The 23,852-nt window shown below is 72.3% G+C and carries 19 protein-coding genes and 1 tRNA gene; 9 read left to right on the top strand and 11 right to left on the bottom strand.

From position 1 onward, the window contains the following. The first annotated feature begins 163 nt into the window (after positions 1-163). Positions 164-799: an FMN-binding negative transcriptional regulator gene (locus DOO78_RS07435; protein WP_111469118.1), complete on the top strand. Its 636-nt coding sequence runs from the start codon at positions 164-166 to the stop codon at positions 797-799. 566 nt (positions 800-1,365) lie between these two features. Here DOO78_RS07435 and DOO78_RS07430 read toward each other — a convergent pair. From DOO78_RS07430 to DOO78_RS07415, 4 genes are read right to left on the bottom strand one after another with little or no spacing between them, the layout of a single operon-like run. Then, a complete protein-coding gene (locus DOO78_RS07430) occupies positions 1,366-1,554 on the bottom strand; it encodes a hypothetical protein (protein WP_111469117.1) in 189 nt (62 codons plus the stop codon). Further along, positions 1,551-2,417, bottom strand: coding sequence for a bifunctional methylenetetrahydrofolate dehydrogenase/methenyltetrahydrofolate cyclohydrolase FolD (gene folD / locus DOO78_RS07425; protein ID WP_243634444.1), 867 nt, complete (start codon positions 2,415-2,417; stop codon positions 1,551-1,553). The genes DOO78_RS07430 and folD overlap by 4 nt, the downstream gene beginning before the upstream one ends. Next, complete coding sequence (locus DOO78_RS07420; RefSeq protein ID WP_279387777.1) at positions 2,414-2,680, bottom strand: DUF167 domain-containing protein; 267 nt, start codon at positions 2,678-2,680, stop codon at positions 2,414-2,416. Before DOO78_RS07420 ends, folD begins: the two co-directional genes overlap by 4 nt. Positions 2,681-2,715: 35 nt before the next feature. After that, entirely contained in the window at positions 2,716-3,027 is a 312-nt protein-coding gene (locus tag DOO78_RS07415) for a YggT family protein (protein WP_111469115.1), read from the bottom strand. 162 nt (positions 3,028-3,189) lie between these two features. Here DOO78_RS07415 and DOO78_RS07410 point away from each other — a divergent pair. Next, positions 3,190-3,265, top strand: a tRNA-Ala gene (locus tag DOO78_RS07410). 68 nt (positions 3,266-3,333) lie between these two features. Here the strand turns inward: DOO78_RS07410 and DOO78_RS07405 are convergent. Together DOO78_RS07405 and DOO78_RS07400 are read right to left on the bottom strand one after the other, a co-directional pair. After that, on the bottom strand, positions 3,334-6,228 hold the full coding sequence (locus tag DOO78_RS07405; protein WP_165838776.1) for a PAS-domain containing protein: 2,895 nt from the start codon (positions 6,226-6,228) through the stop codon (positions 3,334-3,336). A gap of 132 nt (positions 6,229-6,360) precedes the next feature. Then, entirely contained in the window at positions 6,361-7,080 is a 720-nt protein-coding gene (locus DOO78_RS07400) for a response regulator transcription factor (RefSeq protein ID WP_111469113.1), read from the bottom strand. A gap of 720 nt (positions 7,081-7,800) precedes the next feature. Here DOO78_RS07400 and DOO78_RS07395 point away from each other — a divergent pair. The 3 genes from DOO78_RS07395 (at position 7,801) to DOO78_RS07385 (ending at position 9,658) form a co-directional block, all read left to right on the top strand. Beyond that, the gene (locus DOO78_RS07395) at positions 7,801-8,412 is read left to right on the top strand and encodes an HdeD family acid-resistance protein (RefSeq protein WP_111469112.1); all 612 of its coding nucleotides are present in this window, start codon (positions 7,801-7,803) and stop codon (positions 8,410-8,412) included. Between the two features lie 167 nt (positions 8,413-8,579). Next, positions 8,580-9,134: a chromate transporter gene (locus tag DOO78_RS07390; RefSeq protein WP_165838775.1), complete on the top strand. Its 555-nt coding sequence runs from the start codon at positions 8,580-8,582 to the stop codon at positions 9,132-9,134. After that, a complete protein-coding gene (locus DOO78_RS07385) occupies positions 9,134-9,658 on the top strand; it encodes a chromate transporter (RefSeq protein ID WP_111469110.1) in 525 nt (174 codons plus the stop codon). The genes DOO78_RS07390 and DOO78_RS07385 overlap by 1 nt, the downstream gene beginning before the upstream one ends. Before the next feature lie 29 nt (positions 9,659-9,687). On the opposite strand, the gene DOO78_RS07380 is transcribed toward DOO78_RS07385, so the two are convergent. From DOO78_RS07380 to DOO78_RS07370, 3 genes are all read right to left on the bottom strand, one after another. Further along, entirely contained in the window at positions 9,688-11,001 is a 1,314-nt protein-coding gene (locus DOO78_RS07380) for a CitMHS family transporter (protein WP_111469109.1), read from the bottom strand. A 313-nt stretch (positions 11,002-11,314) separates the two neighbouring features. Further along, on the bottom strand, positions 11,315-13,411 hold the full coding sequence (locus tag DOO78_RS07375) for a TonB-dependent receptor family protein (protein ID WP_111469108.1): 2,097 nt from the start codon (positions 13,409-13,411) through the stop codon (positions 11,315-11,317). A gap of 56 nt (positions 13,412-13,467) precedes the next feature. Further along, the gene (locus tag DOO78_RS07370; RefSeq protein ID WP_111469107.1) at positions 13,468-13,812 is read right to left on the bottom strand and encodes a DUF2946 family protein; all 345 of its coding nucleotides are present in this window, start codon (positions 13,810-13,812) and stop codon (positions 13,468-13,470) included. A 167-nt stretch (positions 13,813-13,979) separates the two neighbouring features. Here DOO78_RS07370 and DOO78_RS07365 point away from each other — a divergent pair, with 167 nt between their 5' ends. Then, positions 13,980-15,419 (top strand): FAD-binding oxidoreductase, encoded by a 1,440-nt coding sequence (locus tag DOO78_RS07365; RefSeq protein WP_111469106.1) that lies wholly within the window; start codon positions 13,980-13,982, stop codon positions 15,417-15,419. Between the two features lie 68 nt (positions 15,420-15,487). Here DOO78_RS07365 and DOO78_RS07360 read toward each other — a convergent pair whose 3' ends face one another. Next, a complete protein-coding gene (locus tag DOO78_RS07360) occupies positions 15,488-17,203 on the bottom strand; it encodes a thiamine pyrophosphate-binding protein (protein ID WP_111469105.1) in 1,716 nt (571 codons plus the stop codon). 38 nt (positions 17,204-17,241) lie between these two features. Continuing rightward, on the bottom strand, positions 17,242-18,819 hold the full coding sequence (locus tag DOO78_RS07355) for a class I adenylate-forming enzyme family protein (protein ID WP_111469104.1): 1,578 nt from the start codon (positions 18,817-18,819) through the stop codon (positions 17,242-17,244). Between the two features lie 255 nt (positions 18,820-19,074). Here DOO78_RS07355 and lptF point away from each other — a divergent pair, with 255 nt between their 5' ends. From lptF to DOO78_RS07340, 3 genes are read left to right on the top strand one after another with little or no spacing between them, the layout of a single operon-like run. Beyond that, positions 19,075-20,250: an LPS export ABC transporter permease LptF gene (lptF, locus tag DOO78_RS07350; protein WP_111469103.1), complete on the top strand. Its 1,176-nt coding sequence runs from the start codon at positions 19,075-19,077 to the stop codon at positions 20,248-20,250. Beyond that, the gene (lptG, locus tag DOO78_RS07345; protein ID WP_111469102.1) at positions 20,247-21,374 is read left to right on the top strand and encodes an LPS export ABC transporter permease LptG; all 1,128 of its coding nucleotides are present in this window, start codon (positions 20,247-20,249) and stop codon (positions 21,372-21,374) included. Before lptF ends, lptG begins: the two co-directional genes overlap by 4 nt. Beyond that, positions 21,371-23,710: an LPS-assembly protein LptD gene (locus tag DOO78_RS07340; RefSeq protein WP_111469101.1), complete on the top strand. Its 2,340-nt coding sequence runs from the start codon at positions 21,371-21,373 to the stop codon at positions 23,708-23,710. Before lptG ends, DOO78_RS07340 begins: the two co-directional genes overlap by 4 nt. Positions 23,711-23,852 lie beyond the last annotated feature (142 nt).

Genomic DNA, 23,852 nt, shown 5'->3' with positions numbered 1-23,852 from the left:
GGCGCCTGTTTGGGCGCTCGGCCCTGCGGGCCGCAGATCGGCGCGTCGTGCGCCTGATATGCGGCGGCTGCATAATCCGAGGTAGAAGACCCGCCGCGAACGCAACCCCGCCCCGTGCCGGTTGCCGTTGCGGGCCCGGTCGACCCTCGGGCAGGCTGCAAGCATGTACAACCCGCCCGCCTTCCGGGAGGAACGCCCGGATATCCTCTACGGCCTGATCCGCGAGGCCCGCCTGGCGCTGCTCGTCTCCAACGGCGCCGGCGGCGTGCCGGATGTGACGCATCTGCCCCTGACGCTGGTGGAGGAGCAGGGCGTGCTGCTCGGCCATGTCGCGCGGGCCAACCCGCATGCCGCGGCGCTGCGCGAGGCCGGCCGGGCGCTTGCCATCTTCCGCGGCGCCGAGGCCTATGTCTCGCCCAACTGGTACCCGTCCAAGGCCGAGCATCACCGGGTGGTGCCGACCTGGAATTACGAGGCGGTGCATGCCGAGGGCCCGGTCGAGGTCATCGAGGACCCGGCCCGGCTGCATGCCATCGTCGCTCTGCTCACCGAGCGGCAGGAGGCGGCGCAGCCGCGGCCCTGGTCGGTGGAGGATGCCCCGGCCAGCTTCGTCGCCGGGCAGCTCAAGGGCATCCTTGGCCTGTCGCTGCGGATCGAGCGGCTGACCGGCAAGCGCAAGCTCAGCCAGAACCGGGCCGAGCCGGACCGGTCGGGGGCGAGGGCCGGGCTGGCGGCGAGCGTCGATCCGCGCGACCGGGCGATGGCCGAGGTGATGCAGCGAGCGGCGGATCGCGGCTGACGCCGGAGGCGTGCCTCACCCGATCAAACGCTGGTCCCGGTCATGATCCGTGAGCCCGGATGAACGGGGCCTGGTCTGGAGAGACGGAAAGCCCCCTGCCTTTGGGGAAAAGCAGGGGGCTGGCCCTGTCGGCGCTTGGGGGCAGCCAACAGGGCGGTTGCGCCCGCCGGTTGGGGGGGTGACGCGCGCAACAGTCCGCGTTCCAATTAATGATTCCGATCCTGGTTTGCTCCCAGCCCGTTTCAATTCTTTTGCGGATTTCATGTAATTTCCCAGCTCCGTGATCGGGCATGTCCAGCCCCGCCACGGCTGAGGCGGGGGCCAGTGGCCGAGCATCGGCCCGGCGGCCAATGGCGCCGGGACATCCCCTCTGGTTCTGGGATCGACCTGAAATCGCCGGCCGCCATCGCCGAGCGGCCGGGGGCGCGGATCATGGTCCAGGCCAGGGCCCGATCGCGTGAGCACGCTTGTCGGCGAGGCCGCCTCGAGCGATCAGAGTCTGGGGCCTGCGGCGTCCGGATGCGCCCGCGCGGCACGCTCGACCGCGTGCCGGGGCGCGCTCCGCCCTATCGCGAGGTTTTCTGCGCCCGCCGCAGGGCGCGGCTCAGCAGCAGCATCGCCAGCGCCGGCAGGCCGACGCCGGCGATGCGGAGCCATTCCGCCGTGGTCGGCGTCGGCAGCCAGAGCAGCGCCAGCAGGGCCGCGGCCAGCAAGGCCACCGTGCCCAGAAGGCGCAGCAGCCGATAGAGCTTCATGCGCCCGCCAGCCCGCGGCGGGCTAGCGCCGCCTCCAGCGTGTTCTCGAGCAGGCAGGCGATGGTCATCGGCCCGACCCCGCCCGGCACCGGGGTGATGGCGGCGGCCCGCGGCGCCGCCTCGGCAAAGGCGACGTCGCCGACCAGCTTGCCATCCGCGCCGCGGTTGATGCCGACATCGATGACGATCGCGCCCTCGCCGATCCAGTCGCCTCGCACCAGCGCCGGCCGGCCGACGGCGGCGACCAGGATCTCCGCCCGGCGGCATTCGGCCGGCAGGTCGCGGGTGCGGGAATGCGCCATGGTCACCGTGCAGTCGGCGGCCAGCAGAAGCTGCGCCATCGGCCGGCCGACGATCTGGCTGCGGCCGAGCACCACGGCCCGGGCGCCGGGCAGCCGCGCCCCGGCCTCGCGCAGCAGATGCATGACCCCCTTCGGCGTGCAGGGGACGAGGCCGGGCTGCTGCGTGGCGAGCCGCCCGGCATTCACCGGGTGGAAGCCATCGACGTCCTTGGCCGGGTCGATGGCGGCGATCACCCGGTCCTGGCGGATCTGCGGCGGCAGCGGTAGCTGCACCAGGATGCCGTCCACCGCCGGATCGATGTTGAGGTCCTCGACCAGCATCAGCAGGTCGGATTCCCGGCAATCCGCCGGCAGCTGGATGGTGGCGCTGTCGAAGCCGGCGGCCGCGGCGGCGCGGTCCTTGTTGCGGACATAGACGCCGCTCGCCGGATCCTCGCCGACGCGGACCACGCGCAGGCCGGGCCGGAAGGGCAGGGCGGCGATCCGCGCCGCGAGGCCTTCGCGCAGCCGCGCCGCCACCGCCTTGCCATCGATGATGCGCCCCATGGCGGGGGAATTCATGCCAACGCCTCCAGCCTGTCGCCGAGCGCCTTGGGGTCGCCGGCCACGAAAACCACCTTTTCCCGTGCCGCGCCGCCCTGTTCAACGGCCGCGACCGAGGGCGGCATGCCCAGGGCGCGGGCCAGGGCGGCGCAGACCGCGCGGTTGGCGCGGCCATCCTCCGGCGCTTCGGTCACCGCAATCTTAAGGCGCGGCCCATCGGCGCCGGGGACCAGGCCCTGCAGGCCGGCCCGCCGCGCCCGCGGCTGCACCCGGACGCGCACCGTGACGCCGTCGCCACGGGCCCGCCACCAAGGGCTCAAAAATACAGCCCGTTCCGCAGCAGGGCGTTGGCGATGGCGCCGAGCAGCAGTTTGCAGGCGGTGATCAGCAGCAGCACGACCAGCGGCGAGAGGTCGAGCGGCCCGAAATTCGGCAGCACCCGCCGCACCCGGCCGAAGAGCGGCTCGGTCACCCGATAGAGGAAATCGGCGATCGTCCAGACCAGGCGGTTCCGGGTGTCGAGCACGCCGAACTGGATCAGCATCTGCACGATCACCGCGAGCAGGACCGCCCACCAGAGCAGGTCGAGCACCGCGCCCGCCAGGAAGAACACCACATCCAGAAACATCGCCGGTCCCGCCAGAAACGCCGGCGCAACCTAGTGATGCCGCCGCGGCGCGACAAGCATGGCGCCCGGCGGGCCGGAAATCGCCGCGAGGCGCTTGACCTGCCCGGCGGCCTGGGGCATATCGCCGCTCCCCGCGGACCCCAAGCCGCGGTGCGGTGGCACGGGGCTGTAGCTCAGTTGGGAGAGCGCGTCGTTCGCAATGACGAGGCCAGCGGTTCGATCCCGCTCAGCTCCACCATCCCACCCTGACCATCGTCTTCGCATCCTCCGCCCGCCGATGCGCTGACCGGCCGAGGCCGCGTGGCCTCAGCTGTTGGCCGCCGTGTGCCGGATCGCCGGGCGCGACGCCTCGGGTGCGGCACGTCCGGGCTCCGGCCGGCGCAGCGGCAGCGTGATGCGGAAGCGGCTGCCCATCCCCGGCGCCGCCTCCGCCGCGATGCTGCCGCCCATGCCCTCGAGCAGCATCCGGCTGATGGCGAGGCCGAGGCCGAGGCCGCCGAAGCGCCGGGCCGCCGAGCTGTCGGCCTGGGTGAAGGGCTCGAACAGCCAGGCCTCGGTCTCGGGCGCGATGCCGATGCCGGTATCGGTGACGGTGATGCCGAGCCGCCAGCCCTTCGCATCCTCCGCCAGCACGGCCGCCTCCAGCGTGATGCGGCCCGTCTCGGTGAACTTCACGGCGTTGTCGAGCAGCTTGTGCAGGACCTGGCGCAGCCGCTCCTCGTCGCCGAGCGCCGCCTGCGGCAGGCCGGCGGCGAGCAGCAGCGTGAAATCCAGCTGCTTCGCCCTGGCGCGGGCGGCGGTCAGCCGCGCCATGTCGGCCAGCATGGCGCAGGGATCGAAGACCGCCTCGCGCAGCACCATGCGGCCGCGCTCGAGCCGGGTGATGTCGAGGATATCGTCCACCAGGACCAGGAGCTGCCGGCCCGCCTCGACGACCAGCTGCAGGTCCGGCGCCTGGTCGGGGCGCGGGTCCCGCACCAGCAGCACCTCGGTCAGCCCGATCACCGCGTTGAGCGGCGTGCGCAGCTCATGGCTGACGATCGCCAGGAATTCGGTGCGGCTGCGCAGCGCCGACTCGGCCGCCAGTCGTGCCGCCTGCTGCGCCTGCAGCGCCGCCTGCCGGGCGGTGACGTCGCTGAAGCTGTGCAGGGTGCGGCCATCCGGCAGGTCGCGGACCCGTATCTCCAGGATGCGGCCCTGGCGCGTCCGCCGCGTGACCGGGGCCGGCTCCCCGGCCGTCGTCTCCGCCGGGACGGCCGGCTCCTCCTCGCCGGCCACGCCGATGCCGCGGCGCAGGATCTCCGGCATCGGCGTTCCCGGCTGGCTCAGCTCCGGCGGCAGGTCGAGCAGCGCGATGGCCGCGTGGTTGATGAAGGCAAGGCGCTGCGCGGCGTCGACCAGGGCGATGCCGATCGGCGCGTTCTCGAAGGCGGCGGCGAGGGCGGCGCGGGAGGCCAGCGCCTCCTCGCGCGCCGCCGCCTCGGCCCGCAGGGCGGCATGGTGGGCGGAGACATCGGTGAAGGTGCGGATGAAGCGGCCATCCGCGAGGAAGGTGGTGCGCACCTCGATCACGCGCCCATCCGGCTTCACCCGCTGATAGGCGAGGTCCGACACGGTCCGGTTGCGGATGGCGTCCCAGGAGCGCCTGATCGCCTCGCTCCCGGCATCGGTCTCGCCGGTTTGCTTCTGGTGCTCGATCAGGGCCTCGATGGTGGTGCCGGGCCGGGCCAGCTCCGGCGGCAGCCCGGCCAGGTCGATCGCTGCCTGGTTGATCACCCGGACGCGATTCTCGGCATCCACCAGCATGACGCCGTGCGGCACGCTCTCGAAGGCGGCCATCATCGCCGCCTCCGCCGCGAGGGCGCGGTCGCGGGCGGCGGCAAGCGCCTCGGCGCTGCGCCGCGCCTCGGTGATGTCGGTGAAGGTGCGGACATGGCTGCCGTCGCCGACATAGTTGGTGCGGATCTCGAGCACCCGGCCGTTCGGCCGGGTCCGCACCGTCACGAAGGGTGGCGAGCCGGGGCCGCCGAGGCTGTCGATATGGGTGTGCGGCGCCGGGCCGCCGCCGAACTCCCCCGCCTGGGCCTGCCAGGCGGCGATGTCCTCGATCCGCCGTCCGGGCGCGACCAGCGCCGGCGGCAGGTCGAGCATCCGGACGACCTGGCTGTTGGCGATCGCGACCCGGCGGTTGGGGTCGATCATCATGATCCCCTGGCCGGCATGCGCGACCACCGCCTCGAGCTGGGCGCGCGCGATCGCCTCCTGCCGCCGGAGGCGGGGGACGAGCAGGCAGAGCGCCGCCACCATGAGGGTGACGAAGCCGCCGAGGGCCAGGAGCTCGCGCTGCTCCTCGCGGGCCGGGGCCAGCACCGCATCGGCCGCGAGCCCGACCGCGACGATGAGCGAGCGGCCCTCGACCCGGCGATAGGCGATGAAGCGGTCGACGCCGTCCAGCGGGCTCACCGCGTGCCGGGTCGCCTCCAGCGCGCCGGCGCGGAAGCTCGCCAAGCTGGCCGGCGGAACCATGGTGCCGACCAGGCTGACCGGCCGGGGGACCCGGGCGCGCAGCGCGCCGTCCAGGCCGAAGAGCGCGATCACCGCATCCCGCAGCTCGAGTTGGCGGTAGAGCCGGGTGAAGGTGGCGCTGTCGAGGCTGACCAGGATGATGCCGGCGAAGCCGCCGGCGGCATCGCGCATCGGCCAGGCGATGTCGAGCGCCATCCGGCCGTTGCCGGCCGGGTGCAGCGCGCCGACCTCCAGCCGGTCGGGGTCCGGATCGGCCAGGATGGCGGCAATGATCGACCGGTCGCGCAGCGCCGCCGGATCGGCCGGTGGCGCGGCCCGGCTGAAGCGGGTGCGGCCGTCCGGGCCGAGAACCGCGGCATCAAGGATGTCGGGATCGGGGTCGATCGCCAGCCAGGCCGGGATGGAGAAGCCGGCGGGGTCGCGGGCCAGCAGCGCGGCGCCGAAGCGGAGCAGGCTCTCGATGCCGCGCAGCCGGTTGGCGACGCTGGATTCGAGGCTGCGGGCGAGGATGGTCGATTGCCGCCAGCCTGTCTCAGCCGCCCGGCGGAACTCGGCCTGCACGGCGAGATGGACCAGCAGCCACAGCAGCAGGAGCAGGGCGGCCGCCACGGCAAGCCCGGCCCGGTGCTTCCACCGGGCCGGCCTGCCGGATTTGACCGCCTCGTCTGTCTGCAACCCCATGCTCCGGACCCACGGCTGGCCGGGGCCGGGCCCCTGGGGAGGCCCGCCTGCCCTGCCGTTGCAGCCCGCGGTGTATCACAAAAATTTTAATCCGGCCTAATAGATATGTCAGGCGGCCAGATTGTCTCAGGCGGCGAGACGCTCGCCCGCCCGCGGCTCGAGGCGATAGGCGCCGCGATCGGTCAGCAGGAGCTGCGGGTTCGCCGGATCGGCCTCCATCTTCTGCCGCAGGCGGTAGATATGCGTCTCCAGCGTATGGGTGGTGACGCCGCTGTTGAAGCCCCAGACATCGGCGAGCAGCGTGGCGCGGTTCACCGGCGCCGCATTGGCCCGCAGCAGGTACTTCAGGATGCGGCACTCCTTGTCGGTCAGCCGCACTTTGCGGTTCTTCGCCGGGTCGACCAGCAGCCGCGCGCTCGGGCGGAACATGTAGTGGCCGATGGTGAAGGTCGCGTCCTCGGAATTGTCGAAGACCCGCAGCTGGGCGCGGACACGGGCGAGGAGCTCGGAGAGGCGGAAGGGCTTGGCGATGTAGTCGTTGGCGCCGGCATCGAGCCCGCGCACCACGTCCTGCTCGGCATCGGCGCCGGTCAGCATGATGATCGGCATGCGCTGGCCGTCGCGGCGGAGGCGGGCGCAGACATCGCGGCCATCGGCGTCGGGCAGGCCGATATCGAGCAGGATGGCATCGTAGCGGGTCTCGGCATCGGCGAGCTTGGTCATCGCCTCGGCCGCCGACCCCGCCTCATGGACGACGAACTCGCCCTCCATGGCGATCTGTTCCGCCAGGCTGGCACGCAGCGCCTCGTCGTCCTCAACGATCAGGATGGGGCGGGCGATGGTCATGGCATTCTCCTTCGTGGCACGGTCCAGCACGTTGCGCGTAGATGCTTAAAAAAAGCACCACCACTCAACTTGTGATACTGGATACGCGATGTCCTGTGCGATCTGCCAACGAATAGTCGCAGCATTACGAACACGTTGATGTGCGGGATCACACACGCTCTCATCACTTAGACAAGTGAAGTTTCGCCAAAGGTTGGGCGCTCGAAAGGGCAGCAAAGGGGCGAAGGTGCGGCAACGCTCGTCAAATGCAATGGATGTTGCCGAAGGACCACACCCCCGGTTTCGCGGCGCTGCAGCATGTAACCCTACATCACTTTCCCGGCCGCAGGCAGGTTTTTGACACCGATGTTCTTGCGGAGCGTGGGTCTGGCGCGTGGGACATTGTCCCTCTTGTCCCGTGGCGACTTGCCGGTGCGGCCATCCGGCTTTGGCCGTGACCGGTCCCAGGCCACGACAGCCTCCCCAGGCGGCACGCGACGATGCGGGCGTGCCGAGGCGCGTCGCAGAACCGCCGCGGGGCCCCTGGCCAAGCGGAACCGGCGGCATGGCGTTCGCGCTCAGGGCTGCGTGTCCGGGCGCGGCCTTGCCGTTTTCGCTGGAGCGTCTTCCGTACGCCCGCGCCCGGGGCAAATGCTCTAGCCTCCTGTTTTCAGAGCATCTTCACCCGATCAGGTGAGTCCGCCTGATCGGGATCTGCTCCAGCGGAAGGAGATCCAACCGATGTCCGGCACCGATACGGCCATGCCGAACCCCCTCCCGGGCCTGCCGCCAGGGCGGTTCCCGCTCATCCGCCTGATGGCCCAGGGCTGGTGGGTCTTCGTCCTGCGCGGCGTCGTCGCCATCCTCTTCGGCCTGGTCGCCTTCCTCGCCCCCGGGATGGGGCTCGCCTTCCTCCTCGGCCTGCTCGCGGCCTGGATGGCGATCGATGGCATCTCCACCCTCTACCAGGCGATCAAGGGGCCGCCGGAACGGCACGGCTTCTGGTTCTGGCTCGATGGCCTCGCCTCGATCGCCGCCGCCGCCGCCATCCTGTTCCTGCCCGGCCTCTCGGCGATCATGCTGGTCTTCATCACCGGCCTCTGGAGCATCCTGATCGGCGTCTTCCGCCTCGTCCTCGCCTTCCGCCTGAAGAGCGTGCTGATGGGGCTGTTCGGCGCGGTCAGCGTCTTCTTCGGCGTCTGGCTGCTGGTGAATCCCGGCCCGGGCCTGCTGGCGCTGATCTGGATCGTCGGCATCGAGGCGGTGGTCGCCGGCGCCCTGCTGATCGGCCTCGGCTGGCGGCTGCGGCGCGTCCACAACGACCCGCACGGCCCGGCGCCCGCCCAGGTCTGAGCCCAGGCCTGAAGCGCCGGGGTCGGTGGACGCCCCGGCGCTTTCCGGCGAGCATGGCGCCGCCGTTCCGGCCCACCGACCCCGCCGATGCGCGTCGCAGCCCGGGCCCCGGCGTGACCGGAGAGACAAGCTTGCCCGCTGCGCCCGATCCCAGCCCGCCCGCGACCGTGACCCCCAGCCGGCTCGAGCTCTTCCTCGGCTACGTCAAGATCGGCCTGTTCGGCTTCGGCGGCGTCGCCGCCTGGGCGCGGCGCGTGATCGTCGAGGAGCGGCGCTGGCTGACCGAGCGCGACTATGCCGAGGTGCTCGGCCTCGGCCAGGTGCTGCCCGGGCCGAATGTCGGCAATGCCGCGGTGATGATCGGCCGGCGCTTCCATGGCCTTGCTGGCGCGGTGCTGGCGACGGGAGGCATCTACAGCGCCCCCCTCGTCATCCTGATCGCGCTCTGCCTGCTCTACGACCGCTATGGCCGGCTGCCGGAGGTGAAGCCGGTGATGGCCGGCATCGCCGCCGCCGCGGCCGGCATGGTGATCGGCACCGCCTGCAAGATGGTCGGCAAGCTGAAGCTGGCGCCCGAGGCGGTGGCGCTGCTGCTGGTCGCCGCCTTCTGCGCCGCCTGGCTGCGCCTCTCCCTGCCGCTGATCGTGCTGGCGCTGGCGCCGCTCTCCATTGCCGCCTCGCTCTGGCGGGCCGGGCTGATCCTGCGCCGGGCGACCTCCTGATGGCCCTGCTGCTGCAGATCCTGGTCACCTTCTCCATCCTCTCCCTCGTCGCCGTGGGTGGCGCCAATGCGGTGCTGCCGGAGATGCACCGCCAGCTCGTCGAGCTGCGCGGCTGGATGGACGACGCCACCTTCTCCCAGCTCTACGCGCTGGCCCAGGCGGCGCCGGGGCCGAACATCCTGGTGGCCAGCGTCATGGGCTGGCGCGTCGGCGCCTGGGGCGGCATGGCGATGGCGACCATCGGCATGCTGCTGCCCTCGGCGATCCTCGCCTGGGGCATGGCCGGGCTGCTGCACCGGCTGCGCGGCGCCGCCTGGCTGAAGCCGGCCCAGGCGGGCCTGGTGCCCATCGCGGTCGGGCTGCTGCTGGCGGCGGGGCTGGTGATGGCCGAGGCCTCCAGCCAGTTCGGCCCGCTGCCGCTCGTCATCGTCGCCATCTCCACCCTCTTCGTCTGGCGGACGAGCTGGAGCCCGCTCTGGGTGCTGGCGGGCGGCGGGGTGCTCGGGCTGCTCCTGCTCGGCTGAGCGTCGGCTGATACGAACGGCCGTTCGTATCAGAACAGCGGGAAGGCGCCGACCAGCCCGCCCGCGAGCAGCATCACCAGCGCCGCGCAGAGCGCCCAGGGCAGGGTGAAGCGCTGATGCGCGCCGAAATCCACCTCGCAGAGCCCGACCAGCAGATAGGTCGAGGCGACCAGCGGGCTCAGCAGGTGCACCTGCTGCCCGACCAGCGAGGCACGGCCGATCGCCTCGGCGGCATGGCCGAATTTGCTGCCGGCCTCGGCCAGGATGGGCAGGATGCCGAAATAGAAGGCGTCGTTGGAGATGAGGAAGGTGAAGGGGATGCTCACCAGCGCCGTGATCAGCGGAATGAAGCGGCCGGCGCTGTCGGGAATGACGGCGGTGACGCTGCGCGCCATCGCCTCCACCATCCCGGTGCCGGAGAGGATGCCGGTGAAGACGCCGGCGGCGAAGATCAGCGAGACCACCGCCAGCACGTTCGGCGCATGCGCGGCGATGCGCCGCTTCTGCTCGGCGAGATCGGGGTAGTTGATCGCGGTGGCGAGCGCGAAGCCGATCATGAAGAGCAGCGGCAGCGGCAGCACGCCGAGCAGCAGGCAGGCCATCAGCACCACGGTGAGGGCGAGGTTCACCCAGAGCAGGTGCGGCCGCCGCTCCGGCGGCAGCGGCTCGACCGTGTCCACCGTGCCGCCGGTCGGCGCCGGCACCTCGTCCAGCCCCGGCAGGTTGGCGACGCCGATCCGCGCCCGCTCCCGCCGCCCGAGCACCCAGGCGACGAAGAGGGCGAAGCAGAAGCAGGCGACCATGGTCGGGATCAGCGGCACGAAGAGCGTGTTGGCATCGACATGCAGCGCGCTCGCCGCCCGCGCCGTCGGGCCGCCCCAGGGGGTGAGGTTCATGTTGCCCGCCGCCAGCATGATGACGCAGGCGGCCGTCAGCGGCCGCATGCCGAGGCGCCGGTAGAGCGGCAGCATGGCGGTGGTGGTGATGATGTAGCTGGTCGAGCTGTCGCCATCGAGCGAGACGACGGAGGCGAGCACCACGGTGCCCATGACGATCTTCACCGGATCGCCGCCGACCAGGCGCAACACGGTCCGCGCCACCGGGTCGAACAGCCCGGCATCGATCATGATGCCGAAATAGAGGATGGCGAAGAGCAGCAGCACGCCGGTCGGCGCCAGGTTGCGGATGCCGTCCAGCACCATCTTGCCGAGGCTGCCGCCGAAGCCCGCGAGCAGGGCGAAGGCGACGGGGACGAGGATCAGCGCCAGCAGCGCCGAGAGCCGGTCCGTCATGATCAGCACCATGAAGACCAGCACCATGGAATAGGCCAGCAGCGTCAGCATGCATCCTCCCGGACCGCCGCCTTGACGGCACTTCGGGCGGCCGGGCGGGGCTGTCTCTCGTGCGGCAGCGGGACCTCGCCCCGGCCGGCGGCGGGCGACGGCGGAGGGCAGGCGGGCCCGGAACCATCCGCTGTAACCAACCGCAACGGCGGCGACAAGCGGCCGGGCGCCCCGCCCGCGCAACCGTCATGCCGGCCCGCCCTCAGCCCCGGCGCACGACGTGCTGGCCTGCGGCCCGCAGGGCCGAGCGCCCGGATGGGCGCCGCGGCTCATGCCGCGAAGGCCCCGGCAAACCGGAGGGTTGCGCCCGGTCTCAGAAGGCGAAGCGGGTCCCGACATAGAGGCTGCGCCCCTCGCCGGGGTAGAACACCGCCGTGCTCACCCCTGGGGCCCGGGCATCGGTGATGGTCGAGAGGTCGGAGACGTAGCGCTTGTTGGTCAGGTTGCGGGCATCGAGGAAGAGCGTGATCCCCGGGGCCAGCGTCACCCCCGCCTCCAGGCCGAGCTTGATGTAGCTGTTGGCCCGCAGCGTGTTGGCGTAGTCCGCCCAGGCCCCCTGCGGCACCCAGTCGAGCGCCGGGCGGAGGAAGAAGCGGTCCGGCTGGGCATAGGCGAGGGTGGTGCGCAGCACATGCGGCGGCAGGCCGGCGATGCGGTTGTCGCCGTATTGCCGGTCGTTCCTGAAGCGGAAGTCGTTGAAGGTCCAGACCTGGCCGAGGGTCAGCCGGTCGCCGGCCGCCAGCATGTCCTGCGCCAGGTCGTAGCGCGCGGCGAGCTCGACGCCCTGGTTGACGGTGTTGCCGGCATTGAAGGTGCCGGCCGGGATGGAGGGGTCCAGCGTGTATTGCAGCATCTGGCCCCGGAGGTTGCTGCGGAACAGCGCCAGGTCCCAGCCGCCGCGGGCGAAGCGGCCGCGGGTGCCGAGCTCGACCGTCCAGGCGCGCTGGGCCTCGAGCGGCACCCAGACGGGGCGGTTGCCGACGGTCTGCAACTGGTCGGAGAAGTCCGGCACGTCCTGGCTGCGGGTGATGTTGGTGAAGAATTGCAACTCCGTGCGCGGCTGCCAGAGCAGGCCGAGCTTCGGGTTGAAGCCGTCATAGGTGCTGCTGTAGCGCTGGCCGGTCAGCCGGTTCTCGTAGTCCCGGTCGTTGCGCAGCGCCTTGGCGCCCGCGACCAGGGCGAGGGAGGGCGTCACCCAGAGCCGGTTCTCGAGGAAGAGCTCGTAATTCCGGGCGGCTTGCTGGCCGTTCGCGGTGAGCGCACCGCGCGAGCCGCGGGTGTTGACGTATTGCAGCGCATCGTTGGTGCCGGCGAAGTAGCGGCCGCCGAGGATGAGCTCGTCGCGCAGCCCGCCGATGGTGAAGGCCTGGGACCAGCGCGGCGCGATGCCCCAGCTCAGCCCATCCTGGTCGATCACCTGGAAGATCGGGTGGTAGAGCGATTTGTGGATGATCCAGGAATCGATGTCGACCTGCCCGGCATCGAGCCGCACCGAGGTGCGGTTGGCGAAGCGCTCGGCCCAGACATTGCGCGCCTGGTTCTGGGCGATCTGCGCCGCGCCGGCCATGGTCGGGGTGTTCAGCGCCTGGGAGAGGGTGAGCGAGCCGGGCAATTGCTGCCGGGTGATGTAGACGCCGGCGTAGAAGCGCGTCTCGACCCGGTCCGAGAGGCGGTAGCCGACATTGCCGTTGAACTGGTCGTACTGGCCGCGGCTGTGCTGCCGCCAGCCATCCGTCGAGAAATGCGAGTAATTGGCCAGGGCATCGGCATTGCCGAAGACCTGCGAGGCCTGGCCGGAGAGGCGCCAGGTGCCGAAGGTGCCGCCCTCGGCGCGCAGGATCGTCGGCGCCTCGGCGGTATGGGCCGTCGCCGTGGTGAAATTGATGGCGCCGCCGAGCGTCGAGGCGCCGAAGGCCAGCCCGTTGCCGCCCGGATAGACCGCGACGCTGCGCACCGCGAGCGGGTCGATCTGGTAGAAATCCCCGGACCCGTCGGCGAGGTTCACCGGGATGCCGTCCTGCAGCACCTCGACGCCGCGCAGGTGGAAGCCGCGGGTGATGCCCGAGCCGCGGATGGAGAGCCGCAGCTCCTGCCCGTAGCGTTCCTGCACGAAGAGGCCGGGCGTCTCCTGCAACATGTCCCGCAGGTTGAAGGCCCGACGGTTCTCGAACTGCTCCGAATCGATGAAACGGACCGCGGCCGGCGCCTGCTCCACCCGGGCGCGCTGCTCGGCGACCGAGGGGACGGTGAGGGAGCCGGGCGCCCGGCCGATCACCTCGGTTTCCGGCAGGGCGAGGACGGAGCCGCTCCCGGCCTCCGGCGGCGGCGTGGCGGGGGCGGTCTGGGCCAGGGCAAGGCCCGGCAGGGCACTGGCGAGCAACGCGCCGGCGAGGCGCGGGAAGGACGGCATGGCACGATCTCCTGACAGGCAAGGGCACCGCGCGGCGTGGCGCGGCGGGTCGGCTGTCAGGCGAGGGGTGGGGCGCGGGGCTGTTGCGGCGGGGCGCGCGGCCCGGCGGGCGGCAGGCCGGCGAGGCGCGGCGCCGCGGGCGGCAGCCGGTAGCGCACCGGCTGCGCGGCGACGGCAGGGGCCGCGGGCGCGGGCGCGGCGCTGCCAGGGCAGAGCGGGCAGCTGTCGTGGGCATGGGACGTCGGCGCGGCGGGCTGCCCGTCCTCGCCGACCAGCAGCGTGCGGAGGCCATCGGCCGAGCAGATCTCGACCGTGTGGCCGGCGGCCGCCGGCAGCGACAGGCCGGCGAGGCAATGCGCGAAGGCCGTCGCCCACTGCAGCGAGAGCAGCAGGGCGAGCACAACCGAACACCGGGGTGCACGACGCCTCATCGCGGCCTTATGCCCCGAACGCCGGGGCCGTGCCACCCCGGCCCCGCCGCGGCGGCCCCGCGCCGGGCTGGCACGGCCCCGGTGCATCGCAGGGGTGAGAATTGACCCTGGCCGCCTTCCGGCCCAGGAGTCGCGCCATGCCCGACGATCAACCCCCGCCGCCCCTGCCGCCCGGCCTCCTCGACCGTCTTGCGAGCCTTCTCGGGCCGCGCGGGTTGCTGACCGGGGCAGGGGATCTCGCGCCCTATCTCGCGGATTGGCGCAACCTCTACCAGGGCCGCACGCCCTGCCTGCTGCGGCCTGGCACGGTCGAGGAACTGGCCGAGGCGGTGCGGCTCTGCGCCGCGGCCGGCCTGCCGCTGGTGCCGCAGGGCGGCAACACCTCCATGGTCGGCGGCGCGACGCCGGACGAGAGCGGCCGGCAGCTCGTCGTCTCGCTGGCGCGGCTGAACCGCGTGCGCGACATCGACCCGCTGGACATGACGATGACCGTCGAGGCGGGGCTGGTGCTGAAGGCGGCGCAGGAGGTGGCGGCCGAGGCGGGTTGCCTCTTCCCGCTCTCGCTCGGCGCCGAGGGCACGGCGACGGTGGGCGGCGTGCTCTCGACCAATGCCGGCGGCAACACCACGGTGCGCTACGGCAATGCGCGCGAGCTGATGCTGGGGCTCGAGGTGGTGCTGCCGGACGGGCGGGTCTGGGACGGCCTGCGGCGGCTGCGCAAGGACAATACCGGCTATGCGCTGCGGCACCTCTTCGTCGGCGCCGAGGGCACGCTCGGCTTCATCACCGCCGCGGTGCTGCGGCTCTTCCCGCGGCCGCGGGAGACCGAGCTCGGCTTCTGCGCGGTGCGCGACGAGGCGGCGGCGCTCGCCCTCTTCCGCCGCTTCCGCGACCGCGACGAGGGCGCGGTGCGCGCCTTCGAGTACATGTCGGGCACCGGCGTCGGCTTCTATGCGCGGCACATCGAGGGCGGCAGCGTGCCGCTGCCGGGGCATGACCACTACGTGCTGGTGGACCTCGCCTCCTCCCGGCCCGAGGCCGGGCTGCGGGCGCTGATGGAAGCGGTGCTCGAGGAGGCGCTCGAGGCTGGCGAGGTGCTGGATGCGACGATCGGCGAGAGCGAGGCGCAGCGCGCCGCCCTCTGGCGCATCCGCGAGGAGCATCCGGAGGCGCAGAAGCGCGAGGGGGCGAGCGTGAAGAACGACGTCTCGGTGCCGGTGAGCCGCGTGCCGGAGCTGATCCGCCGCGCCTCCGAGGCCTGCCGGGCGCTGATCCCCGGCATCCGCCCGGTGCCCTTCGGCCATATGGGCGACGGCAACATCCACATGAACCTGGAGCAGCCGGAGGGCATGGACGGCGCCGCCTTCCTCGCCCGCAGCCACGACATCATGGAGACGGTGAACGCCGTGGTGCGCGACCTCGGCGGCAGCTTCTCGGCCGAGCACGGCATCGGCCGGCTGAAGACCGACATGATGGAGGACTGGCGCGGCGGCGCCGAACTCGACCTGATGCGCCGCATCAAGGCGGCGATCGACCCGCAAGGCCTGATGAACCCGGGCAAGGTGCTGCCCGGGTAAGCGCCCTAGGATTTTGTTTTCAGAGCATCTTCACCTGTCCGGATGAGTTCATCCGGACAGGATCTGCTCTAGCCGCCCGCGCGCCAGCGCCGCTCCGCCTCGTCCCAGGCGGCCAGCGGCTGCAGGTCGGGCACCCAGGCGAGGCCGGTCTTGGCGTCGGAGGAGACCGCCTCGGGCGTCACCACCGCATCGATCAGCGCCGGGCGGTTGGCCATGGCGCGGGCGATGGCGGGGCCGAGCTGCTCGGCCGTCTCCACCCGCTCGGCATGCATGCCGAAGGCGCGCGCCATGGCGGCGTGGTCGCTGAATTGCAGCCGGGTGCCGACCACCTTGCCATGGGTGACCGCCTGGTCGTGCACCTCGATCTGCCAGGCGCCGTTGTTGGCGACGACGATCAGCACCGGCGCCTTGTGCCGCACCGCGGTGTCGATCTCGATGGCGTTGAAGCCGAAGGCGCCGTCGCCGGTGGCGACGACCACCGGCCGCTCGGGGAAGGCGAGGCTGGCGGCGATGCCATAGGGCACGCCGATGCCGATGCAGCCGAAGGGGCCGGGATCGAGCATGGCCGGCGCCGAGAGGCCGACGCGGGCGAAGCTGAGGAAGTCGCCGCCATCGGTGACGACGATCGCCTCCGGCCCCATCGCCTCCTGCAGCGCGGCGAGCACGCGGTTCGGGTGCAGCCGGCCGTCGCCGCCATTCGGCGCGGTGGCCATGCTGTGCCGCAGCTTCTCCGCCCGCGCCTCGTGCCCGGCGCGGAGCTTCGCCGCCCAGCCGCGGTCGAGGGCGGGGGTGCGGTTGCCGGCCGCCTCGACCAGCGCCCGCAGCGCCGCGGCCGGCGAGGCCAGCAGCTCCACCTCGCCGCGGCGGTTGTCGCGCAGCTCGCCCGGCACCTCGCCGATGCGGACGAAGCGCGCCTCGCCGAAGACGGCCGGCGAGCCATAGGCGAGCTGGAAGTCGAGCCGCCGCCCGACGGTCAGCACCAGGTCGGCATCGCCCATCACCGCGCCGCGCATGGCGGCGACCACCGAGGGGTGCGAATCCGGCACCAGGCCGCGGCTCTCCCCGGTGTCGAGATAGGCGGCGCCGAGCCGGTCGAGCAGCGCCACCAGCTCCGGCCCCGCCCCGCGGGCGCCGCGGCCGGAGACCACCAGCACGCGCCGCGCCGACCAGAGCAGCTCCGCCGCCTCGGCGATGCGCGCCGGATCGGGCAGGGTGAGGGGCCGCGGCTTCGGCCGCAGATGCTCCTCGCGCTGCAGCGGCTTCGGCACCGGGGCGCGCAGCGTGTCGGTCGGGACGTCGAGATAGGCGGGGCCCGGCTCGCCGGCCTCGCCGAAGGCGCGGGCGATCGCCTCGTCCAGCTCGGCCAGCACCAGCGCCGGATCGCGCACGGTGCGGGCGTAGCGGGTGATCGGGCGCAGAAGCTGCGTGTGGTCGAGATCCTGCAGCCCGCCGCGATTCTCCTGCGGCTGTGGGCTGGTGCCGGAGAGCACCAGCACCGGCGCGCGCGAGACATGCGCGTTGGCGATGCCGGTCATGGCATTGGTCACGCCCGGCCCGGCGGTGACGAGGGCGACGCCGAGCTGGCCCGTCAGCTCGGCATGCGCCTGCGCCATATGCACCGCCGCCCGCTCGTCGCGGACATCGACGATGCGGATGCCCTCGGCGTCGAGCCGCATCCAGATCGGCATGATGTGGCCGCCACAGAGCGCGAAGACGCGCTCCACGCCGCGCCGCTTCAGCAGCCGCGCGATCAGGCCGGCCACGCTGTCGGGATCGATCGCCATGCCGCGTCTCCTCGAAGTCTCGTCGTTCGGCGCCGCGCTCAGCCCTTGTCCTGCCGCGGACCGTCTTCCGTGGCGAGCTGCGTCTTCAGCACCCGGTGCAGCACCTTGCCCGTGGCGTTGCGCGGCACCTGCTCGTCGCGGAGGAAGGAGACCGAGCGCGGGCGCTTGTAGCCGGCCAGCCGCGGACGGCTCCAGTCCAGCAGCGCCGCCTCGGTCAGGCTCGCCCCCTCGCGCAGCACCACCGCGGCATGCACCCGCTCGCCCCAGCGGGCGTCGGGCAGGCCGATGACGATGGCATCCCGCACCGCCGGATGCGAGGCGAGCAGCGCCTCGACCTCGGAGGGATAGACGTTCTCGCCGCCGGTGATGATCATGTTCTTCTTGCGGTCGAGCAGGCGGATATAGCCGTCCGGCCCGCGCATGGCGACGTCGCCGACCGTCAGGTAGTCGCCGCGATAGGCCTCGGCCGTCTTCTCCGGCAGCCGCCAGTAGCCGTCGAAGGCATAGGGGCTGCAGGAATGGAGCTCGCCCGGCTCGCCATCCGGCACCTCCCGCCCGGCCTCGTCGAGCAGGCGGATCGGCGCCGAGCCCACCACCTCGCGCCCGACCGTGCCGAGCTGGTCGAACTGCTCGTCCGGATGCAGCATCGTCACCCAGCCGGCCTCGGTGGAGCCGTAGAGCTCGAAGAGGCCGGAATTGGGGAACATCTCCATCACCGCCCGCTTGGTCTCGGCCCGCGCCGGGGCGGAGGAGACCAGCAGCTTCTCGACCCGGGCGAAGTCGCGGGCCTCGAGCGCGGTGCGGCTGTCGAGCATCATCTCGTAATGCGTCGGCACCAGCGAGGTGAAGGTCGCGCCCGTCCCGGCCAGGGTCCGGAGGCAGAGCACGGGGTCGAAGCTCGGCCGCGAGAAGACGCCGATGGCCGAGCCGCCATAGAGGAAGGCCGAGAAGAAGTTCAGCGAATTGGCGTGGCACATCGGCATGACCAGCAGCGCCTCGTCGCGCCGCCGCAGGCCGAACTCGACGCGCGTCATCATCGCCAGCATGGCCATGCCGCGATGCCCGCGGATCGCCCCCTTCGGGTTGCCGGTGGTCCCCGAGGTGTACATGAGGCACCAGGGGTCCTCTGGCAGCACCTCGATCGGCGGCGCGGCCTCGGACGCCGCTTCGATCAGCCCCTCGTAGCGGCACCAGCCCGCCGGCGCCGGGCCGGCGCCGAGATGGATGCAGCGCTCCGGCCCGATCCGCAGCCCCGGCGCGATCTCCTCGACCGGGCCGAGCAGCGGCGCCTCGACGATCAGCGCCGCCGCCTCGCTGTTCTCGAGGATGAAGCGGATCTCGGGGCCGACGAGGCGGAAGTTGATCGGCACCGCGACCAGCCCGGCCTTCGCGGTCGCGGCATAGATCTCGACCCATTCGATGCGGTTGTAGGCGAGCACCGCCACCCGGTCGCCCTTGGCCAGGCCGAGCCCCAGCAGCGCGTTCGCCAGCCGGTTCGCCCGCGCTTCCCATTGCCGGAAGGTCATGTGGCGCTCGAGGTCGCGCGCGCCGATTCGCTCGCCCTGCAGGCGCGCCTGCACGCTGAGCATCTGCCCGAGGGTCAGGAGTGCACCCATGTTCCGCCTCGCGACGCGACGTTTCAACCCGCGGCCGTATCGGCCTTTCGCCTACTCGACACCGCCGGCGGGAGCCTGTCCACTGCGATGCGTCGCCGCCGCCGCCTTGGTCTCCGATGCCGCCTCACGCCGCCGTGCGGGCCGCGGCGGCCGGGCGCGCGGCGCAGCGCGGCCACACCCCCGGCGTCCCGGCGACGCTGCGGCCCTCCGGCGCTTTCCGCCGCCCCCCGCCGCCGCTAGGGTGCCGCCAACCCCATGACCCGGCTCGATCGTTACATCTTCCGTCAGCTCTCCGTCGCCCTGCTCGCCGTCACCATCGGCCTGGCGGCGCTGGTCTGGCTGACGCAGTCGCTCCGCTTCATCGAGCTGGTGCTCGACCGCGGCCTCTCCTTCATGGTGTTCATCGAGCTGACCGGCCTGCTGCTGCCGAGCTTCTTCGCCGTCATCCTGCCGATCACCACCTTCGTGGTGACGCTCTTCGTCTATGTCCGCCTGGCCGCGGACCGCGAGCTGGTGGTGATGCGGGCTGCCGGCCTGTCGCAATGGCGGCTTGCCCGGCCGGCGCTGGCGCTCGCCGGGCTCGCCGCGCTGCTCTGCTACGGGCTCAATCTCTGGCTGGTGCCCTCCAGCCAGGCCGCCTTCCGGGCCTGGCAATACGAGATCCGCAACCAGCTCGCCGCCATCCTGGTGCAGGAGGGGGTGTTCTCCTCGGTCGGCGACGACCTCACCGTCTATGCCCGCTACCGCGACCCCGACGGCACGCTGCGCGGCATCCTGATCCACGACGCGCGGGAGCGGGGGGCGCCGGTCACCATCCTGGCCGAGGCCGGCCGCATCACCCCGGGCCCGAACGGCCCGCGCGTGACGCTCGAGAACGGCGAGCGGCAGCAGGTCGAGCGGGTGCCGCCCCCGGCCGGCGCGCCGCCCGGGACGCCGGCCACCACCCGCCTCTCGGTCCTCTCCTTCAGCGAGAACAGCGTCGACCTCGCCCGCACCAGCCGGGGCGCCACGGCGGAGGCGGACCGCTACCGCAACGCCCAGGAGCGGACGATCGACGAGTTGCTGCACCCCGACCCGGCCGACCACGTGCCCGACCGCGACCTGCGGCGCTTCCGGGCCGAGGCGCATCAGCGCCTGGCCTCGCCGCTGAACGCCATCGGCTTCGGCCTGGTCGCGCTCGCCACCGCGCTGACCGGGCAGTTCCGCCGGCATGGCGGCGGCCTGCGGCTGTTCACCGGCATCATGGTGGTGGTGGGGCTGCTGGCGATCGGCCTGATGACCGGCAACCTCGCGGCACGGCAGAACGTCATGATCCCGCTGATCTGGGTGAATGCCCTGGTGCCCGGGCTGGTCTCGGCCTGGGTGATCGGCGGGATGCCCGGCCTGCCGCATCTGCGCCGGCCGCGCCGGCCGGCGGCGGGCCCGGCATGACCATCGCCACCACCCTCACCCTCTATGTCGCGCGCCGCTTCCTCGGCGCGACCTTCGCGATGCTGGCCGGGCTGACCCTGCTGGTCTCGCTCTTCGACTTCATCGAGCTGCTGCGCCGGGCCGCGGCGCGGCCGGATGCCGGCTTCGCCCTGGTGGCGACCATCGCCGGGCTGCGCCTGCCCTTCGTCGCGCTGCAGATCCTGCCCTTCGCCATCCTGCTCGGCGGCATCCTCGCCTTCTGGCGGCTGACCCGCTCCTCCGAGCTGGTGGTGGCGCGCGCCGCCGGCATCTCGGCCTGGGGCTTCCTCTCCGGGCCGCTCGCCGTCGCCCTGCTCTTCGGCGTCATCGCCACCACCGCCGTCTCGCCGCTCTCCTCGGTGATGCTCGCCCGCGCCGAGCGGCTGGACTACGCCTATCTGCGGGCGAGCGCCGGGCTGACGGCGATCGCCGGCGGCCGGCTCTGGCTGCGCCAGGCGGATCGCGGGCTGGAGCCGCAGGGGGTCGCGATCCTCTCCGGCCGCCCCGCCGCCGCCAATCGGCCGAGCGAAAGGCCGGGCGAGTTCACCCTCACCGATGTCAGCCTCTGGCGGCTTTCCGCCGGCGACCGGCCGCTGGCGCGGATCGAGGCGCCGCGCGCCCGGCTGCTGCCCGGCCGCTGGGTGCTGGAGGACAGCGTGACCTTCAACGCCGACCGCAGCGCCGGCCGGCGCGAGACGCTCTCCTTCCCCACCGAGCTGACGCCCGACCGGATCGAGAACAGCTTCGCCTCGCCCGACACGCTCTCCTTCTGGGCGCTGCCCGGCTTCATCGCGGTGCTGGAGGCGGCGGGTTTCTCCGCGGTGCGGCACCAGCTGCATTTCCAGAGCCTGCTCGCCCTGCCCGTGCTCGCCGCCGCCATGGCGCTGCTCGCCGCCGGCTTCTCCATGCGCCCCTCGCGCCGCGGCGGGGTGGCGCAGATGATCGGCGCCGGCGTCGCGGCCGGCTTCGCGCTCTTCGTGCTCGACAAGATCACCAGCGAGTTCGGCGAGGCCGGCACCCTGCCGGTCGAGCTCGCCGCCTGGGCGCCGACCATCGCCGGGCTGCTGCTCGCTCTCGCCCTGCTGCTGCACCTGGAGGATGGATGAGCCCTGCCGCTCCCCGGCGGCGCGCCGGCGCCGCCCGCGCCCTCGCCCCGCTGCTGCTCGGCCTGACCCTCCCCAGCCTGCCGCTGCCGGCGCTGGCGCAGTTCGACCAGCCGAGCGTGACCCCGCGCGACCCGACGCCGGCGCCCTCCGTCGGCCAGCCGGGGACGCAGCGGATCGAGCCCTTCGCCGGCCTCGGCGGCGGCTCGCGCCAGGACACCAACGCCCCCGTCACCTTCACCGCCGACGAGGTGGAGTACGACCGCGAGAAGGGCCTGGTCACCGCCCGCGGCAAGGTCGAGGCCTGGCAGGGCGAGCGGCTGATGCGGGCCGACGAGTTCACCTATGACCGCAACACCGGCGTCGCCACCGCCCGCGGCAACGTGCAGCTGCTCGAGCCGGACGGCACGGTGCTCTTCGCCGACTCCGCCGAGCTGAAGGACCGCTTCCGCGACGGCGTGCTGGAGGGGGTGCGGGCGTTGCTCGCGGCCAACGGCAAGATGGCGGCGAACGGCGCCCGCCGCACCGGCGGCACGATCAATGAGCTCGGCCGCGTGGTCTATTCCTCCTGCGACCTCTGCAAGGACGACCCGACCGCGCCGCCGCTCTGGCAGGTGCAGGCCCGCCGCGCGACGCAGGACAAGGAGGCGCTGCGCATCTCCTACCGCGACGCCACGGTGCGCTTCTTCGGCGTGCCGGTGCTCTACACGCCCTATCTCTCGCACCCCGATCCCTCGACGCCGCGCGCCTCGGGCTTCCTCTTCCCGACCGTGGGCTATACCCGCTTCCTCGGCGCCTTCTTCGAGACGCCCTATTTCTGGGCGATCGACGACACCTCCGACCTCACCATCACGCCCATCGTCTCCTCGCGGCAGTATCCCAATCTCGGGCTCGAGTACCGCAAGCTGTTCAACAGCGGCGAGATCCTGGGCAGCGCCTCGATCGGCGGCCTCAACGGCAAGGATACCGGCGGCAAGGAGGAGCTGGCCGGCCACATCTTCCTCAAGGGCCGCTTCACCGTCGACGAGAACTGGCGCGCCGGCTTCGACCTGAACCGCGCCAGCAGCGAGATCTATCTCCGCACCTTCCGCTACGAATACCGGCGGGTGCTGACCAGCCAGGTCTATACCGAGGGCTTCTGGGACACCCAGGGCTATGTCCGCCTCGATGCCCGCGCCTATCAGGGCCTGCGCACCTCGGACGACACCCGCCAGGTGCCCTATGTGCTGCCGAACATCTATGCCGAGCGGGCACCGCGGGAGAAGGTGCTCGGCGGCTTCCTCACCCTCGATGCCGGGCTGCTCGGCATCTACCGCGACATCGGCAGCCAGTCGCAGCGCATCGCCACCCGCGCCCGCTGGGAGCGGCCGGAGATCGACGGGCTCGGCGGCGTCTGGACCTTCAAGCTGCTGGCGGACGGCATCGGCTACCGCGCCCAGGGCCAGCAGGAGCCGCCGACCAACCTGCCGGACGCCAACGGCACGCGCGGCGTCGGCAACATCCGCGCCGCCGTCGATTGGCGCATGCCCTTCGTCCGCTCGGCCGGCGCATACGGCACCCAGACCATCGAGCCGCGGGTGCAACTCGTCACCGGCCCGCGCATGGGGCCGCAGCGCAGCATCCCGAACGAGGACAGCGTCGATTTCGAGTTCACCGACGCCAACCTCTTCGCCCTCAACCGCTTCAACGGCCGCGACCGGCAGGAGGGCGGCAGCCGGGTGGATGCCGCCATGCGCAGCGCCTGGGATTTCCCGAATGGCGGGCAGGTGGAAGGGCTGGTCGGCCGCTCCTACCGCTTCGACAATGATTTCCGCAACGAGAACCCCTATGCCGGCTCCGGCCTCGACGAGCGCGCCTCGGCCTGGGTGGCGCGGCTGCGGGTGGCGCCCGTCTCCTGGTTCGAGACCATCGGCCGCGTCCGCACCAAGGGCGACCAGCCGCTGAACCGGCAGCTGGCCGACACCACGGCGAACCTGACCGTCAAGGGCGTCACCTTCTCGGCCGGCTACCTCTATTCCGTGCCGCTGCCCTACCTGACCTCGGACACGGTCGGGCGTACCGCCTCGCGCTCGCGCGACGAGGTCTCGGCCGGCATCGCCGGCAAGATCAACCAGTACTGGCGCGCCGGCTTCGCGGCGAAATACGATCTCGGCATCGGCCGCTGGGTGCTGATGCAGGGCTTCGCCGGCTACGAGGACGAGTGCTTCATCCTGGAGGGGCGCTTCATCAAGCGCTTCGCCCAGGACCCGACCACGGCGACGCTCTATCCGGCGAACACCGTCGTGCTGTTCCGCATCGGCTTCAAGACGCTCGGCGAGTACTTCTTCCGGGCGCTGTAGCAAGCCCCACGACGTCGCTGCGCGACGCCGCGGGGGGCCGGAGTCGCTGCGGGGTCGGCGGCGCGTCGCAGCCGGCCGAGGCAAAGCCTCGGCCGGGCAACGGGCAGCGGCGGGCGGCATCATTTCGGGGGCTTGATGGGTT

The organism is Roseicella frigidaeris, from assembly GCF_003258945.1.
In the GTDB taxonomy this organism is placed as follows: domain Bacteria; phylum Pseudomonadota; class Alphaproteobacteria; order Acetobacterales; family Acetobacteraceae; genus Paracraurococcus; species Paracraurococcus frigidaeris.
Note: the sequence above shows the minus strand (reverse complement) of the source record. Positions and strands in the feature narration are given on the sequence as shown.

What these genes read in the sequence shown, in the direction of transcription:
- DOO78_RS07365 (WP_111469106.1), top strand. Translation starts at nt 13,980, where the DNA reads ATGCCCGACGATCAACCCCCGCCGCCCCTGCCGCCCGGCCTCCTCGAC.
- DOO78_RS07400 (WP_111469113.1), bottom strand. Translation starts at nt 7,080, where the DNA reads ATGACCATCGCCCGCCCCATCCTGATCGTTGAGGACGACGAGGCGCTG.
- DOO78_RS07430 (WP_111469117.1), bottom strand. Translation starts at nt 1,554, where the DNA reads ATGAAGCTCTATCGGCTGCTGCGCCTTCTGGGCACGGTGGCCTTGCTG.
- DOO78_RS07395 (WP_111469112.1), top strand. Translation starts at nt 7,801, where the DNA reads ATGTCCGGCACCGATACGGCCATGCCGAACCCCCTCCCGGGCCTGCCG.
- folD (WP_243634444.1), bottom strand. Translation starts at nt 2,417, where the DNA reads ATGAATTCCCCCGCCATGGGGCGCATCATCGATGGCAAGGCGGTGGCG.
- DOO78_RS07355 (WP_111469104.1), bottom strand. Translation starts at nt 18,819, where the DNA reads ATGGGTGCACTCCTGACCCTCGGGCAGATGCTCAGCGTGCAGGCGCGC.
- DOO78_RS07340 (WP_111469101.1), top strand. Translation starts at nt 21,371, where the DNA reads ATGAGCCCTGCCGCTCCCCGGCGGCGCGCCGGCGCCGCCCGCGCCCTC.
- DOO78_RS07415 (WP_111469115.1), bottom strand. Translation starts at nt 3,027, where the DNA reads ATGTTTCTGGATGTGGTGTTCTTCCTGGCGGGCGCGGTGCTCGACCTG.
- DOO78_RS07435 (WP_111469118.1), top strand. Translation starts at nt 164, where the DNA reads ATGTACAACCCGCCCGCCTTCCGGGAGGAACGCCCGGATATCCTCTAC.
- DOO78_RS07380 (WP_111469109.1), bottom strand. Translation starts at nt 11,001, where the DNA reads ATGCTGACGCTGCTGGCCTATTCCATGGTGCTGGTCTTCATGGTGCTG.
- DOO78_RS07385 (WP_111469110.1), top strand. Translation starts at nt 9,134, where the DNA reads ATGGCCCTGCTGCTGCAGATCCTGGTCACCTTCTCCATCCTCTCCCTC.
- DOO78_RS07375 (WP_111469108.1), bottom strand. Translation starts at nt 13,411, where the DNA reads ATGCCGTCCTTCCCGCGCCTCGCCGGCGCGTTGCTCGCCAGTGCCCTG.
- lptG (WP_111469102.1), top strand. Translation starts at nt 20,247, where the DNA reads ATGACCATCGCCACCACCCTCACCCTCTATGTCGCGCGCCGCTTCCTC.
- DOO78_RS07360 (WP_111469105.1), bottom strand. Translation starts at nt 17,203, where the DNA reads ATGGCGATCGATCCCGACAGCGTGGCCGGCCTGATCGCGCGGCTGCTG.
- lptF (WP_111469103.1), top strand. Translation starts at nt 19,075, where the DNA reads ATGACCCGGCTCGATCGTTACATCTTCCGTCAGCTCTCCGTCGCCCTG.